Source organism: Siminovitchia fordii DSM 16014 = CIP 108821 (genome assembly GCF_000374565.1).
GTDB classification, from domain to species: Bacteria; Bacillota; Bacilli; order Bacillales; family Bacillaceae_C; genus Siminovitchia; species Siminovitchia fordii.
The window spans coordinates 38,895-54,883 of the sequence record NZ_KB894694.1 but is presented as its reverse complement, the minus strand read 5'-3'; the positions used below and the strand labels follow the sequence as shown (position 1 = coordinate 54,883).

The following is a 15,989-nucleotide window of genomic DNA, read 5'->3' as shown; positions in this document are numbered from 1 at the left end:
AGGAAACGTTATGGCGTTCAGTTATGTCACACATTTATCCTGTTCAAAATGTTCGCGGGCCTACAGCCCCGATGCGGTTCATCATTTGTGCAGCTGCGGTGCACCACTGCTTGTAAACTATGATGTAAGGAAATTGGCAAAAATACTCAAGCCGAATGATCTGTTGAAAAGAAATCACGATCTTTGGCGGTATCATGAATTGCTTCCTATTCGAAGTCCTAAAAACGTTGTTTCACTGGGAGAAGGTATGACTCCTCTGGTTCCAATGAAAAAGCTTGGCGCCGAAATAGGTATTTCCCATTTGTATATGAAAGATGAAGGGATGGCGCCCACAGGTACGTTCAAAGCGCGAGGAGCTGCGGTAGGCGTATCGAAAGCGAAAGAATTAGGCATTAAAGGACTTGTCATGCCGACGAACGGAAATGCAGGTGCCGCCTGGTCGCTTTATTCTTCCAGAGCTGGTATTCAATCGGTGATTATCATGCCTGAGGGAGCACCTTCAATGATCCGGTCTGAGGTGACTTCTACAGACACCCATTTGTTCCTGGTCAATGGAGTGATCAGTGATGCAGGAAAAATTGCCGCAAAGGCTGCCACTGATTTCCGTTTATATGATGTATCAACGTTAAAAGAGCCGTACCGGATTGAAGGGAAGAAAACGATGGGCTTTGAAATTGCAGAACAGCTTCTTTGGGAAACCCCTGATGTTATTTTATATCCAGCGGGTGGCGGCGTCGGGCTTATAGCTATTTATAAGGCGTTTAAGGAACTGAAAGAGTTGGGCTGGATTAATTCCACGAAAATGCCTCGGTTTGTAGCTGTTCAGGCTGAAGGCTGTGCCCCCATCGTAAAAGCTTGGAAAAATAAGAAGGGAGAATCTGAGTTTTGGCCTGATTCCCGCACCGTGGCGTTTGGGATAAATGTTCCCAAGGCTTTGGGTGATTTTCTTGTCCTTCAAGCTATTTACGAAACAAATGGATGTGCACTGGATGTAAAGGATAAAGAAATTTTAAAAGAACAGAAGAATATTATCAGGAAGGAAGGAGCCTTTGTATGTCCGGAAGGGGCGGCAGCATTTTTAGCGGCACGCAAGCTGCGCGACTCCGGATGGATCGAAGAAGATGAGAGAGTGATTATTATCAATACAGGGATGGGCCTGAAGTATATGAACAAGGAGTTTATGGATTTGCCTGTACTGCAGCCCGGCGAATCGATTGACAGTCTCCCAGTAATGCAATAACGTTCTTCCCTCACCATAGCAATACGAGGAGGGCTTGTTATGAAAAAGAATTTCATGCTTCACATTTTGGCGGCCTTTATCCTTGCTATTATTGCCGGAATCATTTTTGGGGAAAGAGCGACCGTTGTCCAGCCATTGGGTGATCTCTTTTTAAGGCTTATTAAGTTTATCATTGTTCCCTTGATTCTCTCGACTATTGTGGTTGGTGTGACCAGCGCAGGAAGTATGAAAAAGCTGGGGAGCTTGGGTGGAAAAGCAATTGGATACTTTCTTTTAACAAGTTTTATTGCCATTGCCCTTGGCCTGTTTGCCGGATTTGTTTTTCAGCCGGGAGCCGGTGTGGATCTTGCTGTTCAGGGAGATGCTGTGGAAGCCCCTGAGACTGAGGGAGTCATTGCAACTTTATTGAATATTATTCCTACGAATCCGGTTGAAGCGTTAACGACCGGAGCGGTCCTGCAGATTATTTTCTTTGCGATTTTTCTTGGTGTCGGTATTTCGCTTGTCGGGGAAAAAGCGCTTCCGGTCCAGCGGTTTTTTGAAGGCTTAGCTGAAGTGATGTACAAAATTACGGGCATCGTCATGAAAATCGTTCCGCTGGGAATATTCGGCTTGCTCGCTCCTATTGTCGGGACCTATGGACCTTCCGTATTGATGCCGCTGATCAAAGTGATTATTGCCATGGTTGTTGCTGTTATCGTCCATGTCGCCCTTGTCTATTCGGCGGCTGTCAAGACGTTTGGAAAAATGAATCCTTACGACTTTTTCAAAGGAATTTTCCCTGCAGCCTCGGTAGCCTTTGCCACATGCAGCAGTTCAGGAACGCTGCCTGTCACGATGAAAAATACCCAGGAAAATCTGGGAGTCTCAAAAGAAACGAGCAGTTTCGTACTTCCTCTTGGAGCGACGATCAATATGGATGGAACAGCCATTTACCAAGGTATCGCAGTCATGTTCATCGCGCAATATTTTGGTGTGGAATTGACGATGGCTCAAATTTTAATCGTGGCATTGATGGGAACGCTTGCTTCCATTGGGGCAGCAGGAGTTCCGGGTGCAGGATTGATCATGCTGACGATGGTACTGACAGCCGTCAATCTGCCCTTGGAAGGAATCGCTCTGATTGCAGGTATCGACCGGCTCCTCGACATGTTAAGAACTTCAGTGAACATTATAGGGGATGCTTCTGCCTGCGTTGTGGTGGAAGGGGGAAAAACTGGATCAGCAATCAAGAGAGGGGCCTGACAAAGGTAGAACATGCGCAGGGGTTTCTGGGGCCATGCGCATGTTTTGTTTTTTGTTATTCATTTGATAGATTCAGCGCCTCTAATAATTTAAAGAACAGGCTAAGGAAAATCGCAACTACGGTTGCAAGTCCCATTCCGGCTAGAGTGACAGGTCCGATGTGTAAGGAAGCTCCACTTACACCAATTGCTAGGACAACACATGTTAAAATCATATTATGAGAATTGTTATAATCAACCTTTGATTCGACGAGCATGCGCAGCCCGCTCACTGCGATGATTCCAAATAGAAGAAGCGAGATGCCTCCCATAACAGGTTTCGGAACGGAGGAAATCAAGGCAGCTAACTTTCCACAGAACGAAAGAGCAATGGCAATGATCCCAGCACCTCCAATGATCCATGTGGAATATACTCGCGTAATAGCCAACACCCCGATATTTTCACCGTACGTCGTATTAGGGGTTGAACCGACAAAGCTGGAAATGATGGTGGAAATCCCGTTACTCATCAAAGAACGGTCGAGCCCCGGATCTTTTACCAGATCTTTTTTAACGATATTTCCCGTGACTACTAAGTGGCCGATATGTTCCGGAACGAGAACCAATGCTGCGGGAAGAATGAGAAAGACATCCGCCCAATTGAATTTCATCGCGTAGTATGTTGGAGCGGAAATCCAAGCGGCCTCATGGAACTCCGTCAAATCGACAATCCCTACAAAGAAAGCGATAATATAGCCTGAAACAATGCCGATCAGAATCGGGATAATCTTTAAAAAACCTCGCAGGGTGACCCAGCAAATGATGGTGATCCCCAGTGTTAATAAAGAAATCATGATAGCATCCGGATCTGGTTTCCATGTCTCCAGTGCATCTTTAGGTTTTACCAATCCAGCCATTTCACCTGCAACCGGGAGAAGCTCCAATCCGATGACAGCTACGATAGCGCCCATTGCAGCAGGAGGGAAAATGAAGTCAATCCAGGCAGTTCCTACTAGTTTGACAATCAATGCAATAATGACGAGCGTCACGCCGACCGCGAGAAAGCCTCCAAGTGCATAAGCATATCCTTCTCCGCCCGTGTATTTGGACAATACCGCGAAAACAGGGGAGATAAAGGCAAAACTTGATCCGAGATATGCGGGAATTTTCCCTTTTGTAATAAATATATAAAGCAGTGTTCCAAGACCGTTCATCAACAAGATGGTCGCGGGGTCTACTTCAAATAAAAGCGGTACTAGGACAGTTGATCCGAACATAGCAAATAAATGCTGGAAGCTGAGCGGGAGACTTTGCAATATTGGTAAACGCTCATCCACCTGGATTTCTCTTTGACTCATTCTTTTCTCTCCAATACATGTTATTTTTTGAAAATAAAAAGCACCTTACCTCAAAGGCAAGGTGCTTGGCTACATTTCCACAGCAAAATTAACGCGCGGGAAGTCTTCGCATGCGCGACGCACCTTGTCAGCCTCACTGGACTGGTTTAAAGGTATTCTTAGATATAATTGTCAAAAATATTATGTCAGTTGTAATATCGAAAGTCAATCATTTTTGTCAAAAGTACAAAATGATTGTCAACATATGTCCGCACCCTACTGAAATTTCTCCGCACGTTCTTCAAACAGCTTTACAATTTCAATAATCGTCTGAACAGATTTTTCCATCACATCTACTGAAACAAACTCGTAAGGACCGTGGAAGTTTTCTCCTCCAGTAAAAATGTTCGGAGTGGGCAGTCCCATAAAAGAGAGCTGGGACCCATCCGTTCCGCCGCGGATTGGTGATATTTCGGGTTCGATACCCAACTTTTTCATCGCATCTGAAGCGATCTCCACAATTTCTTTCACAGGTTCGATTTTTTCCCGCATATTGTAATATTGGTCCTTCAACTCTAATTGTATCCTGTCATGACCATATTTCTCTCCTAAATCCTTTGCGACCTGCTCCATAAAAGCCTTCTTTTTCTCAAACTCTTTCCGGTCAAAATCTCGGATAATGTAATGTAGAACGGTTTCTTCCACATTTCCTTCAAAAGAAAGGAGGTGGTAAAAACCTTCATATCCTTCAGTTAATTCAGGCACCTCTTCAGCAGGAAGGCGGTTATGGAATTCGATGGCCATTTTTTGTGAGTTCACCATGATTCCTTTTGCTGTTCCTGGATGAATATTCGTTCCTTTGACAATTAGTTTTGCACTTGCAGCATTAAAACTTTCATATTCGAGCTGTCCGATTTTTCCTCCATCAACAGTATAGGCGAATGAGGCATTGAATGCTTTGACATCAAAGCGGTGGGGGCCCCTGCCTATTTCTTCATCCGGAGTAAAAGCCACTCTTACTTTTCCATGATTGATTTCAGGGGATTTAAGCAAATAATCCATCGCAGTCATGATTTCCGCGATTCCGGCTTTATTGTCAGCTCCGAGGAGGGTTGTTCCGTCCGTCGTTATAAGCGTGTGCCCTTTACAATCAGTAAGAGAAGGGAATGCTTTTGTAGAAAGGGTGATCTGCTTTTCCTGATTCAGTATGATATCTTTTCCATCGTAGTTTTCTACAATTTGAGGATTGACACCTTTTCCCGTGAAATCTGTCGCTGTATCGATATGCGCCAAAAATCCGATAACCGGCACTTCTTTCTCCGTGTTGGCTGGGAGGGTGGCCATGACATATCCGTTTTCGTCAATAGTCACTTCTTCCATGCCGATCGATTCCAGTTCTTTCACCAATTGATTGGCCAATGTCAGCTGCCCAGGCGTAGAAGGGCATGTCTTATTGTCTTCATTGGACTGCGTATCCACTTTTACATAGGATGTAAACCTCTCAATGATATCCCTTTTCATTTTAAAAAACTCCTTTCTCTATATTATTTATCTTAAAGGGGGAACAATAATCAAAATAAAAAGCCGACTGACTCATTCAGAGCAATCGGCATTTATTCAACAGGAATTTCCACCCATTGCTCAGCCCATGAAGCAATTTCATTCATAAGCGGTTTGAGCGCCATCCCTTTTTCGGTCAAGGAGTATTCAATTCTAACCGGTGTTTCGGGAAATACCTGTCTTTTTACAATTCCTTCTTTCTCCAGGTCTTTTAAACGCTCGGACAGGACGCGTGCACTGATCGGCATGGCCGCTTCAACCGTACAAAAACGCTGCGGGCCGTTCAGCAGCTGGTAAATAATCAGTCCGGTCCAACGCTGTCCCAATATACTCATGGCTTTTTCAAATCTAGGACATGTGTTTCCGTTCATACTGTTCACCTCGATAATGTCATTATATCATTAATTGTGTCTACTTGACAGATAAAATAAACTTATATATAGTTACTTCCATAAAGTAAGTGATCACAAAGGAGGGTTGGCCTATTCATCAATCTGCCCATCCTGTCATTGGTACAGCAACATTAATGGTGCATAACATTGAGCGAATGCTTGCTTTTTACAAGGATATCCTTGGTTTTCGGGTGCATGAACGTAGTCAAGGAGCCGTTTCTTTATCAGCTGATGGAAAAAATGTTTTATTAAAGCTTGAAGAGGATACAGAGGCAAAACTCCGAGAAACGCGTACGACAGGTTTATACCATATAGCCTTTTTGTTGCCGGGACGGACCGATTTGGCTGATGTTCTGAAACATTTGGCTCAAAGGCGCTATCCCCTTCAGGGTGCGTCAGATCATGATGTCAGTGAAGCATTGTATCTTGCTGATCCGGAAGGAAATGGCTTAGAAATTTACGTGGACAGAGATGCAACCTCATGGAAATGGGAAAAAGGTCAAGTGTTCATGACAACAAAACCGCTCGATATAGATGATTTGTTGATGGATGCTTCCCAAGCAGGTTGGAATGGAATGCCATCTGATACTTTGATTGGGCACATCCATTTGCAGGTATCCAATTTAGAGGATTCCAAAGCGTTTTATTGCGATGGGATTGGTCTTGACCCTGTCCTTCGGTTCGGAAGCCAAGCATTGTTCATCTCATGGCACAACTATCATCACCATATCGGGCTCAACACGTGGAACAGTGCAGGAGAAGGCCAGCCAAAAGAAAAAAGTACGGGTCTGAAGCACTTCTCCATTGTATTTTCTGATGAAGATGAAAGAAGAAAGGCTATCGCCCGGCTTAAAATATTAAATGCTTGGATTACCGAGGAAAATGGAACTATAATAACGAAGGACCCGTCAGGGATTCATATGATTTTAGAAGTTTCAAGAAAAGGGGAATAACAACATGATCAAAACGGAACAGGATTTTTATACTGCTGTCAAGGAAAGACGTTCAATTTATGGAATCAGCAAGGAATCACCCATTTCCGATGAAAAGATTGAGGAAGTGATTGAACATGCCATCATGCATGCGCCATCTTCTTTCAATTCACAAAGTGCCAGAGTAGTGCTTCTTCTCGGGGAAAATCACGACAAATTATGGAATATTACCGAGGCTGTACTAAGGGAAATGGTCCCTGAAGATCAATTCGAGTCTACTGCCAAAAAAATGGAAGGATTCCGAAATGGGTACGGAACTGTCTTGTTTTTCGAGGACCAAAAAGTTGTAAAAGGATTGCAGGAGCAATTTCCGACATACGCGGACAAATTCCCGGATTACGCGCTTCAATCATCTGGAATGCTTCAATATATTGTTTGGACAGCATTGGAGCTTGAAGGATTCGGCGCTACTTTGCAACATTATCAGCCACTAATTGACGAGGCAGTCCAAGAAATTTGGAATGTTCCTGAAAGCTGGACATTGTTGGCACAAATGCCGTTCGGCAAGCCGACTGCTGCACCAGGCGAAAAACAATTCCAAAGCATGGATGAAAGGTTTAAAGTGTTTAAATAATCGGATGATCGTGGGGAAAACCCTACTCCAAATATGCAAAGTGATGAATAACTGCCGGCCTTTGACAAAGGCCGGATTTTTTTATGGAATACTTGAACACTATTACCCCTTCACGGACTGAGCGATTGATTTTTTTGTAGTAGGGTCGTAATGAGCCCTCCATAGTGACGGGCCAATGGATTTCAGCAACTGTCCGTATGAGCCTGTGAATTAAAAGTCTTACATAAGCGCCCACTTTGAAATCCAGAACGTTACTGCAACTGTTATTCGAATTGCTCTATATCATTCAGTTTAATCTTCTCTTCTTTTGTAAAGGAGCCAGAAAATTTCACATACCCGAATTCGTCTTTATCCGCGTATTCCTTATCTTGGACATTCGAATTGATGGTCACAGTGTCATACTTATAGCCATTGTCATTCAAGCGTTTTTGGATTTTTTTCATCGTTTCAAAGATATCCTTTTTCGTTTTGCCTGCAGCGTCTGTCGTTATATGGATATACATGGGTTTTTCAAGTTTCATGTTTTTATTCCATTGTGTTGAGGTGTCATATTTTCCTTTTAACACTTCCATTTGTACTTCAATGTTCAACAATTCCGGGACGTCTTTTTCAAGGAGTTTGACCATTTCTTCGGACGCTTCTTTTCCCCATTTTTCAATCAACGGCTCATCAAGATGATCATAGTAAATACCATCATAGGAGACGGTGGGCATAAATAAGCCGGTGACTTCGAATTCATATTCCTTTTCGCTCCCAATTTGAACAACCTCATAGGAGTACCCGCCGATTTTAAAGTTGTAGAATCCGTCATTGATGTGAAATTCTTTATCGGGATACGTTTTTTCCAAATGTTTTTTTAAAACGGAATTGGAGACCAGTTTGCTTACCGGATTTCCATTAAAAGCGTTATAGAAAAACAATACCGGGATGATAATGATGCAAATCAATGCAAGATAAATCCACTTTTTCTTGTTCATTTATTTCCCTTCTTTCTTGAATTTTAATAGGAGGAAGGCGACCAGACTCCCGATAATGGCGAACAATAGATGGATTAAAGCCAAAAAGGAAGCTCCCCAGATCGCTTCCGAAACAGAAACACTCTCGTTCACTGACTGAGCCAGCGACCAAAGAAATGTCGGCAAGAATGCGATGGTTATCACAATCATCAGTCTTTGATAAAAGAAGTAAGTGGCAAACCCCAATACTGCATACGATAAAATGAACCCAAAGCTTTCATTGAGAAGGGATGTCTTCATAGCGAAAAAGAACGAAAGGGCAACAAATATGATCTGATAGACAGACAATTTCAGGTTTATTTTCGCGAACATTTTATCATGATCCACTGAGGAGTAGACTGTCCCCTTTTCAACCGGTTCTTTGGACAAATGTGACAAATCCCGGCAGCTCTTGCATGATTTTAAATGATCCTCCAGCCAAACAGCCGTTTCGTCCTGTAGCAAGTCCTCATTGTAAAGAGGAAGAAGGTCCTCTGCGATATAGCAATCTTTATTCATTTCTCACCCTCATTTCTTTTTTTAGTCTGATTTTGGCCCGGTGAAATGTCACCCTGGCAAAGTTTTCGCTTTCACCAATAAGATTGGCTATCTCCTTAAAGGACAGCTCGGCATAGATCCGAAGGATCACAATCTCCCTTGTAGTGGGAGGCTCCAGTTTGTTTATATGTTCCATCAGGTCCTGGCTTCCTTCTTTCAAAATATAAATCTCCTCAGGTGTGGAAGAGGCGGGTGCCCCTTGAGTCGAAAGCTGCTCCGTCAAACCGGCGGTGTACTTTTTTGAACGAAAATATTTCTTCAATCGGTTTTTGGCTATGGAGAAAATCCAAGTAATTAAGGATGAATCTCCTTCAAATGACGGCAACCCTTTGACTGCCGCATAAAAAACATCATGCGTTAGATCTTCAGCCAATACTCGGTCTCCCAGTTTTACGTAGAAAAAGGCAAAGACTTTTGGCTGGATTTCTCTATATACATTCTCAAGCTCATTCATCATGCTCCTCCCTAAATATCTCTTTGTCAGATTAGTACCTTGAAAATTAGATTTGTTACAGAAAAAAACGGGTTAATTGTTAACTTTATAATTAATTAGGTTGACAATTAGGTTTGTAATCAATTATCCTCTTAATATATTAAACAACAGAGGTGAAAAAAATGGGCAGTGAAGTAATAAAGTCTAAAAGCAGGCTAAAAACGTTGGACATGGTTTATATTAGTCTATTTTCCGCTTTGATGATGATAGGAGCCAATATCACTTCCTTTATTCCGTTTATGGTTATTGGGGGGGTTCCCATCACCCTTCAGGGATTCTTTGCCATTTTGGCAGGAGCATTTCTAGGCAGCCGTCTAGGGGCTATTTCCATGGCTGTCTATGCGTTTATCGGGCTTGCAGGGGCGCCGGTGTTTGCCCGTTTTCATGGGGGGATCGGGCAGCTGCTCAGTCCTACGTTCGGATTTATCATTGCATTTATTTTTACGGCATATATAACAGGGAAAATCATTGAAAAAAACAACAAGGTCCATTCATATGTCATAGCTGCATTGCTGGGAATGGCATTCTGCTATTTATTCGGTACAAATTGGATGTATGCAGCCTATAAACTATGGGCAGCAGCACCGGATGTTTTTACATATAAAGTGGCATGGATGTGGATGGCAGTTCCGCTTCCTAAAGATATTTTGCTCGGCATTTTGGCAGGATTGTTTGCCCACCGGATGCGGGGGATTGTAAAGAGATCAAGGTGAAGGGAGAAGGAAAAATGGATCTATATGATGTGATTGCAGAAGCTTCACTTGCAGGAGAAGAGTTGACAAATGAGCAGGCCATGGCAGTACTTGACTGCCCGGATGATGAGCTGCTTCCTCTTTTGAATGCAGCCTACAAGGTGAGAAAGCATTTTTACGGAAATAAAGTGAAGCTGAATATGATTATTAATACAAAATCGGGATTGTGCCCGGAAAACTGCGGCTACTGTGCGCAGTCGATTGTTTCCAGGGCGCCCATTGAAAGATATTCAATGATGAAAAAAGATGAAATTGTTGCAGGTGCAGCCCGTGCAGCCGAGTTGAATGCCGGTACTTATTGCATTGTGGCAAGCGGCAGGGGGCCTGCGAACCGTGAGTTGGATATTGTGGTTGAAGCAGTAAAAGAAATAAAAGATAAGCATGAGGGAATGACTGTTTGTGCCTGTCTCGGTATCTTAAAACCAGGCCAGGCAGAACGTTTGAAGGAAGCGGGGGTTGACCGCTACAACCACAATATCAATACTTCAAGCAGCTATCATGAAAACATTACGACCTCACATACATACGACGATCGGGTCAATACAGTGGAAACGGCAAAAGCGTCAGGGATTTCACCTTGCTCCGGCGTTATTATCGGCATGAAAGAATCGAAGGAAGATGTCATTGATATGGCGCGCAGTCTGAAAGTACTTGATGCGGACTCTATTCCAGTGAACTTCCTGCATGCAGTGGATGGCACCCCGCTTGAAGGCACCGATGAGCTGAATCCACGCTATTGCTTGAAAGTACTTTGTCTGTTCCGTTTTATCAATCCGACAAAGGAAATCCGGATTTCAGGAGGAAGAGAAGTCAATTTGCGCAGCCTTCAGCCGCTTGGGTTGTACCCTGCCAACTCGATTTTCATCGGTGATTATTTAACAACAGAAGGGCAAGAAGGGCCGAAAGATTGGAAAATGCTTGAAGATATGGGCTTTGAAGTAGATTTGGAGCCTTTGAACCGAGAAATAGCAAATGCTTTGACGTGAAATCAACCGGGCTGATTAGCGCCCGGTTTTCCTTGTGCACACTTTACATACCATTTTTATTTTTTTGCATTTATCGTTATACTGGAAATAACGAATCGAAATTGGGTGCTCAATATGTTTGACATTATTTTTCAGGAATCCTACGCGGAGTGGTTTATACCGCTGACTATCCTCATCATGTGGATTCTCAGCTTGGGAATTGTTTCTCTGTCCCGTCCAGTAAATACACAAAATCACTTCCAAAATTTCAAAAAGGAAAATATCCTTCACATAACCACGGTTAATGATGAACCTTCACCGTGTTTTTCGCTTCAACTCATTAAAACTGTCAGGAGGAAAGTATGTCCTGATGATGGCGATGCCCATGTGAACCTTCTATTTAATTAAAATATTAATTTAAATAGAAGGGTGAGTTTAATTGAAGAAAAAAATATTTATCCTAATCATGCTTGTCATCACGTCCGCTATGCTTGGCGGCTGTTCGGGAGTTACAAATCAAACAGGGTTTTTTTATGATTTCTTTGTTCGGCCGTTTGCCTGGCTCATTCATGAGATCGGGACTGTCCTTGGAGGAAACTTCGGTCTGGCTCTGATCATTATCACATTGTTGATCCGTTTGGTCTTGATGCCGTTTATGCTGAAAACATATAAAAACCAGCAGATGATGAAAGTGAAAATGGATAAACTGAGACCAGAAATGGAAGAGATTCAAAAGCGTTCCAAGGAGGCTAAAACACCAGAGGAGCAGCAGAAGATCCAAATGGAAATGATGAATCTTTATAAAAAGCATGAAGTGAATCCACTTAATATGGGATGCTTGCCGGTACTCATTCAAATGCCGATCTTAATGGGGCTGTATTATGCAATCCGCAGTTCAACGGACATTGCTTCGCATACTTTTCTGTGGTTTAATCTGGGGCACTCCGATATTATCATGACAATCCTTGCCGGCTTAGTCTATTTTGTCCAAGCGCAGGTTTCGTTGGCGACAGTGCCGGAAGCACAGAAAAACCAAATGAGATTATTTTCATATATGTCTCCAGTCATGATCATTTTCATCTCCTTGAATGCTCCTGCAGCTTTACCGTTATATTGGGCGGTTGGCGGGATCTTTCTTATCATTCAGACTTATATCGGAAGGAAATACTATACGCAACATCCGGAGAAAGCGGAAGAGTAAGCAAAAATGGCCAGGGATTGTACCTTGGCCATTTTTTATTTGATAATTCGGGGGTGTGATCTTTGGAAAAATTAAATAATATTTTGAAAATTATACATCACGAAAAACCCTCTGAGCTCAGCAAAAGCAGGTGCGGGTTATTTCGGAATTGAATTGGAACAAACCGCACCCACGTTAATCATAAAAACCGATAAAGGATATTACTCTTTAGTTGTGTCGGGAAGCCGTGGAAAAGTCGATTTTGAAAAAGTTGCTGAAATTTTAGATTGCAGCAAAGTTAATCTAACAACTCCAAAGGAAGTTCAGGAAGTGACGGGTTATGAAGTGGAAGCCGTTCCTATGATAGGGCTCGAAATACCGTATGTAATAGAGGCCCGGCTTTTAAATTACGAGTTTATTTATGGTGGTACAGGGCAGCCATCTGCTACTTTGAAGATTGAGCCCAGAGCCTTGGAAGAAATGAATCAAGTGGAAGGCTTATTCTATTAAAAAATGTCTCTTTAATTTATTACCTGAAAGAAGAATCGAGGAAACATTAATCAATGACCACTAAAAGAATAGCGGTTTTTTTCTTTTCTATATCAATAATCATGATGAGGGTTCAGGGGATATCGAGAAATCCAAGCAAGCTGAACGCAGGAAATACATTCCATATAAAAGTTCACCAAGAGTTTGGCCGGAAACTCGAGTATTGTCTCTGTGAGGCCACTATAGATGATTTTTCCTTCTCATTGAACTTTATCAGTTTATGATATTATTTATATATTAAGGCCAAGGGGGAAGAGTAGACATGGATATATATACAGATTTATGCAGTCTGATCGGTGCGGATAAAGCCTCTGTCAATAAAACTGTGCTCAGGAATCACAGCAAAGATGAGTCCGATCATACAGCGAGTGAGCCGGATGTGGTTGTATTTCCAGAATCCAGTGAGGATGTCCAGAAAGTATTACACTATGCAAATAAGCATAAGGTTCCTGTCGTCCCTTTTGGAGCGGGATCAGGTTTGGAAGGGCAGGCCATCCCTGTAAAAAAAGGCATATCCTTAGATTTTGAACGGATGAATAAAGTGATTGAAGTGAGGCCCGAGGATTTGGTTGTCATTGTGGAGCCGGGCATCACACGTGTTCAGTTGAACGAAGAATTAAAGAGATATGGGTTATTTTTTCCGGTAGATCCTGGAGCGGATGCTACTATTGGCGGAATGGCCTCAACGAATGCAAGCGGCACGATGACCGTTCGTTACGGAGGAATGAGGGATCAGGTACTGAATCTTAAGGTGGTCCTTGCAGATGGACGCATCATCGAGACAGGCAGTTTGGCGAAAAAATCTTCATCAGGTCTTCATTTGAATGGTTTGTTTGTGGGATCTGAGGGCACTTTAGGCGTATTTACAGAAATAGCTCTAAAATTGCACGGGATTCCGGAAGATATCGTCGCAGCTAGATGTTCATTTCCTTCGGTAAAAAGTTGTGTAGAAGCCGCAACAGCTATCTTGACAGCGGGTGTTCCGATGGCACGCATTGAACTGGTGGATGCCCGCAGCATCCGTCAGGCGAATGAGCACTCTGATACGGATTATCCCGAAGCCCCGTCATTGTTTTTTGAATTCCACGGCAATAAAGGGGGAAACAAAGAGGATATCGAGTTTGTCCAGGCTATTGCGGAAGAAGCAGGGTGTCTTGAGTTTTTATTTGAAACAGATTCTCTTAAGCGCGCCGCTTTATGGAAGGCTCGCCATGAATTGAATTATGCCTATAGACACGGAAATCCTCAATTGGCCAGCATGACGACGGATATATGTGTTCCTATTTCAAAGCTGGCGGAAAATGTAGAGTTTGCAAGTAGTAAGCTGGATGAGTATGGGTTCAAGGGAGGGGTCGTCGGACATGTGGGTGACGGCAATTTCCATACGATGATCATGTATGATCCACAAGTGGAAGGAGAGTTTGAAAAAGCTGTCGAGTTTAACCACCAAATGGTCGAGCTTGCTCTGCAATCAGGGGGTACATGTACCGGCGAGCATGGTGTCGGCCTAGGGAAAATAAATTTTCAAAGGAAAGAGCATGGAGAGGCTTTGGATATCATGATGGCATTGAAGCGCACGTTGGACCCCAACCAAATAATGAATCCAGGAAAAATTTTCCCACAGGAAAAATAATAAAAGTGGCTCGATCTATTTGATCGAGCCACTTTTTGACTGTATTAAATGATTCCTTGAACAATCATCGCATCAGCCACTTTAGTAAATCCGGCGATGTTCGCACCGGCAACCAAGTTTCCGCTCATGCCGTATTTATCAGCAGATTCTACGCTGTTTCGGTAAATATCAACCATGATTTTCTTAAGTTCTGCATCGACTTTCTCAAGTGACCATGCGATACGTGAGCTGTTTTGAGCCATTTCAAGAGCTGAAACTGCAACTCCGCCCGCATTAGATGCTTTACCTGGTGCATAGAGGACATCATTTTCAATGAAGACCTCCGCCGCATTATGCGTTGTCGGCATATTTGCTCCTTCACCGACTGCCTTTACACCATTAGCCACGAGAGTTTTTGCGGCTTTTTCGTCAAGCTCATTTTGAGTTGCACAAGGAAGTGCAATATCACATGGTATAGTCCAGATGCCTTCACTTCCCTCAATGTATTTTGCATGAGGGTGTTCGTTGACATACTCGGCAATCCTAGATCTTTCAACTTCCTTCAAGTGTTTAAGCGTATCAAGGCAAATGCCTTTTTCATCATAGATGTATCCGTTGGAATCACTGCAGGCGATGACTTTCGCACCGTACTGTTGTGCTTTTTCAATCGCATAAATAGAGACATTTCCTGATCCGGATACAATGACCGTTTTGTCTTCAAAGCTCATGCCTTTGTCTTTTAACATTTCATCGACAAAATAAACAAGTCCATATCCAGTTGCTTCGGTTCTTCCAAGGCTTCCGCCGTAACCAATGCCTTTACCGGTAAGAACCCCTGCATCGTAGTGTCCGGCAACTCTTCTGTATTGACCGAATAAATAGCCGATTTCCCTTGCTCCTACTCCAATATCGCCTGCAGGAACGTCAATGCCGGATCCGATATACTTGCTTAACTCGGTCATGAAGCTTTGTGTAAATCTCATGACTTCCGCCTCTGATTTTCCTTTTGGATCAAAGTCCGATCCGCCTTTACCGCCACCAATCGCTTGGCCAGTCAAAGCGTTTTTGAAAATTTGTTCAAAGCCCAAAAACTTGATGATGCTCGCATTAACGGAAGGATGAAATCTGAGTCCGCCTTTATAAGGTCCAAGAGTACCATTGAATTGTACGCGAAATCCGCGATTAACTCTCACTTTCCCTTTATCGTCCACCCAAGGTACCCGGAATGAAATCATGCGTTCCGGTTCTACGATTCTTTCTAATATTCCGTTTTCCATATACTTTGGATTTTGCACTAATACGGGAAGAAGAGAGTGGAAGATTTCTTGGACAGCCTGGAGGAATTCAGGTTCGTTTGCATTACGTTCTTTTACGGTATCATACACACTTTCGATATACTTTTTGGCTGTTTGCAATTTATGAGTTTCCATTTTCATAATCATTGCCATTTGTTATCACTCCCATTCACCTGTATTTGATTTTTAAAAATTTCCACGTCCTAAAACTTGGTACAATTCATTCTATCCTTTACAATTAATCTATAGCAATATGGATTTGAGATAAATTT

General features: G+C 42.9%; 16 protein-coding genes. 9 read left to right on the top strand and 7 right to left on the bottom strand.

The features are described 5' to 3' along the window. Positions 1-10 precede the first annotated feature (10 nt). Both C509_RS0113980 and C509_RS0113975 read left to right on the top strand, forming a co-directional pair. Positions 11-1,240 (top strand): threonine synthase, encoded by a 1,230-nt coding sequence (locus C509_RS0113980; protein WP_018707545.1) that lies wholly within the window; start codon positions 11-13, stop codon positions 1,238-1,240. 39 nt (positions 1,241-1,279) lie between these two features. Then, entirely contained in the window at positions 1,280-2,485 is a 1,206-nt protein-coding gene (locus tag C509_RS0113975; RefSeq protein WP_018707544.1) for a dicarboxylate/amino acid:cation symporter, read from the top strand. 55 nt (positions 2,486-2,540) lie between these two features. On the opposite strand, the gene uraA is transcribed toward C509_RS0113975, so the two are convergent. From uraA to C509_RS0113960, 3 genes are all read right to left on the bottom strand, one after another. Then, positions 2,541-3,821, bottom strand: coding sequence for a uracil permease (gene uraA, locus C509_RS0113970; RefSeq protein WP_018707543.1), 1,281 nt, complete (start codon positions 3,819-3,821; stop codon positions 2,541-2,543). Positions 3,822-4,076: 255 nt separating this feature from the next. After that, on the bottom strand, positions 4,077-5,321 hold the full coding sequence (gene pepT, locus C509_RS0113965; RefSeq protein WP_018707542.1) for a peptidase T: 1,245 nt from the start codon (positions 5,319-5,321) through the stop codon (positions 4,077-4,079). A gap of 92 nt (positions 5,322-5,413) precedes the next feature. Then, entirely contained in the window at positions 5,414-5,731 is a 318-nt protein-coding gene (locus C509_RS0113960) for a winged helix-turn-helix transcriptional regulator (protein ID WP_018707541.1), read from the bottom strand. Between the two features lie 89 nt (positions 5,732-5,820). On the opposite strand from C509_RS0113960, the gene C509_RS0113955 reads away from it, so the two are divergent. Both C509_RS0113955 and C509_RS0113950 read left to right on the top strand, forming a co-directional pair. Then, positions 5,821-6,705, top strand: coding sequence for a VOC family protein (locus tag C509_RS0113955; RefSeq protein WP_018707540.1), 885 nt, complete (start codon positions 5,821-5,823; stop codon positions 6,703-6,705). 4 nt (positions 6,706-6,709) lie between these two features. After that, positions 6,710-7,318 (top strand): nitroreductase family protein, encoded by a 609-nt coding sequence (locus C509_RS0113950; RefSeq protein ID WP_018707539.1) that lies wholly within the window; start codon positions 6,710-6,712, stop codon positions 7,316-7,318. A gap of 263 nt (positions 7,319-7,581) precedes the next feature. On the opposite strand, the gene C509_RS0113945 is transcribed toward C509_RS0113950, so the two are convergent. From C509_RS0113945 to C509_RS0113935, 3 genes are read right to left on the bottom strand one after another with little or no spacing between them, the layout of a single operon-like run. Next, the gene (locus tag C509_RS0113945) at positions 7,582-8,295 is read right to left on the bottom strand and encodes a YfjL-like protein (protein ID WP_018707538.1); all 714 of its coding nucleotides are present in this window, start codon (positions 8,293-8,295) and stop codon (positions 7,582-7,584) included. Continuing rightward, on the bottom strand, positions 8,296-8,832 hold the full coding sequence (locus C509_RS0113940; protein ID WP_018707537.1) for a zf-HC2 domain-containing protein: 537 nt from the start codon (positions 8,830-8,832) through the stop codon (positions 8,296-8,298). Beyond that, the gene (locus C509_RS0113935) at positions 8,825-9,325 is read right to left on the bottom strand and encodes an RNA polymerase sigma factor (RefSeq protein ID WP_018707536.1); all 501 of its coding nucleotides are present in this window, start codon (positions 9,323-9,325) and stop codon (positions 8,825-8,827) included. The genes C509_RS0113940 and C509_RS0113935 overlap by 8 nt, the downstream gene beginning before the upstream one ends. Positions 9,326-9,486: 161 nt before the next feature. On the opposite strand from C509_RS0113935, the gene C509_RS0113930 reads away from it, so the two are divergent. The 5 genes from C509_RS0113930 to C509_RS0113905 all read left to right on the top strand — a co-directional run bounded on the left by C509_RS0113930 (position 9,487) and on the right by C509_RS0113905 (position 14,443). Beyond that, positions 9,487-10,077 (top strand): biotin transporter BioY, encoded by a 591-nt coding sequence (locus C509_RS0113930; protein ID WP_018707535.1) that lies wholly within the window; start codon positions 9,487-9,489, stop codon positions 10,075-10,077. A gap of 14 nt (positions 10,078-10,091) precedes the next feature. Further along, entirely contained in the window at positions 10,092-11,102 is a 1,011-nt protein-coding gene (bioB, locus tag C509_RS0113925) for a biotin synthase BioB (protein WP_026319862.1), read from the top strand. A 418-nt stretch (positions 11,103-11,520) separates the two neighbouring features. Next, a complete protein-coding gene (gene yidC, locus C509_RS0113915; RefSeq protein ID WP_018707532.1) occupies positions 11,521-12,282 on the top strand; it encodes a membrane protein insertase YidC in 762 nt (253 codons plus the stop codon). A gap of 153 nt (positions 12,283-12,435) precedes the next feature. After that, positions 12,436-12,771 (top strand): aminoacyl-tRNA deacylase, encoded by a 336-nt coding sequence (locus tag C509_RS24835; RefSeq protein WP_018707531.1) that lies wholly within the window; start codon positions 12,436-12,438, stop codon positions 12,769-12,771. Between the two features lie 301 nt (positions 12,772-13,072). Beyond that, positions 13,073-14,443: an FAD-binding oxidoreductase gene (locus C509_RS0113905; protein ID WP_018707530.1), complete on the top strand. Its 1,371-nt coding sequence runs from the start codon at positions 13,073-13,075 to the stop codon at positions 14,441-14,443. A 44-nt stretch (positions 14,444-14,487) separates the two neighbouring features. Here C509_RS0113905 and gdhA read toward each other — a convergent pair whose 3' ends face one another. Continuing rightward, the gene (gene gdhA / locus C509_RS0113900; protein WP_425423166.1) at positions 14,488-15,864 is read right to left on the bottom strand and encodes an NADP-specific glutamate dehydrogenase; all 1,377 of its coding nucleotides are present in this window, start codon (positions 15,862-15,864) and stop codon (positions 14,488-14,490) included. Positions 15,865-15,989 lie beyond the last annotated feature (125 nt).

What these genes read in the sequence shown, in the direction of transcription:
- C509_RS0113980 (WP_018707545.1), top strand. Translation starts at nt 11, where the DNA reads ATGGCGTTCAGTTATGTCACACATTTATCCTGTTCAAAATGTTCGCGG.
- C509_RS0113975 (WP_018707544.1), top strand. Translation starts at nt 1,280, where the DNA reads ATGAAAAAGAATTTCATGCTTCACATTTTGGCGGCCTTTATCCTTGCT.
- uraA (WP_018707543.1), bottom strand. Translation starts at nt 3,821, where the DNA reads ATGAGTCAAAGAGAAATCCAGGTGGATGAGCGTTTACCAATATTGCAA.
- pepT (WP_018707542.1), bottom strand. Translation starts at nt 5,321, where the DNA reads ATGAAAAGGGATATCATTGAGAGGTTTACATCCTATGTAAAAGTGGAT.
- C509_RS0113960 (WP_018707541.1), bottom strand. Translation starts at nt 5,731, where the DNA reads ATGAACGGAAACACATGTCCTAGATTTGAAAAAGCCATGAGTATATTG.
- C509_RS0113950 (WP_018707539.1), top strand. Translation starts at nt 6,710, where the DNA reads ATGATCAAAACGGAACAGGATTTTTATACTGCTGTCAAGGAAAGACGT.
- C509_RS0113945 (WP_018707538.1), bottom strand. Translation starts at nt 8,295, where the DNA reads ATGAACAAGAAAAAGTGGATTTATCTTGCATTGATTTGCATCATTATC.
- C509_RS0113940 (WP_018707537.1), bottom strand. Translation starts at nt 8,832, where the DNA reads ATGAATAAAGATTGCTATATCGCAGAGGACCTTCTTCCTCTTTACAAT.
- C509_RS0113935 (WP_018707536.1), bottom strand. Translation starts at nt 9,325, where the DNA reads ATGAATGAGCTTGAGAATGTATATAGAGAAATCCAGCCAAAAGTCTTT.
- C509_RS0113930 (WP_018707535.1), top strand. Translation starts at nt 9,487, where the DNA reads ATGGGCAGTGAAGTAATAAAGTCTAAAAGCAGGCTAAAAACGTTGGAC.
- bioB (WP_026319862.1), top strand. Translation starts at nt 10,092, where the DNA reads ATGGATCTATATGATGTGATTGCAGAAGCTTCACTTGCAGGAGAAGAG.
- C509_RS0113905 (WP_018707530.1), top strand. Translation starts at nt 13,073, where the DNA reads ATGGATATATATACAGATTTATGCAGTCTGATCGGTGCGGATAAAGCC.
- gdhA (WP_425423166.1), bottom strand. Translation starts at nt 15,864, where the DNA reads ATGATTATGAAAATGGAAACTCATAAATTGCAAACAGCCAAAAAGTAT.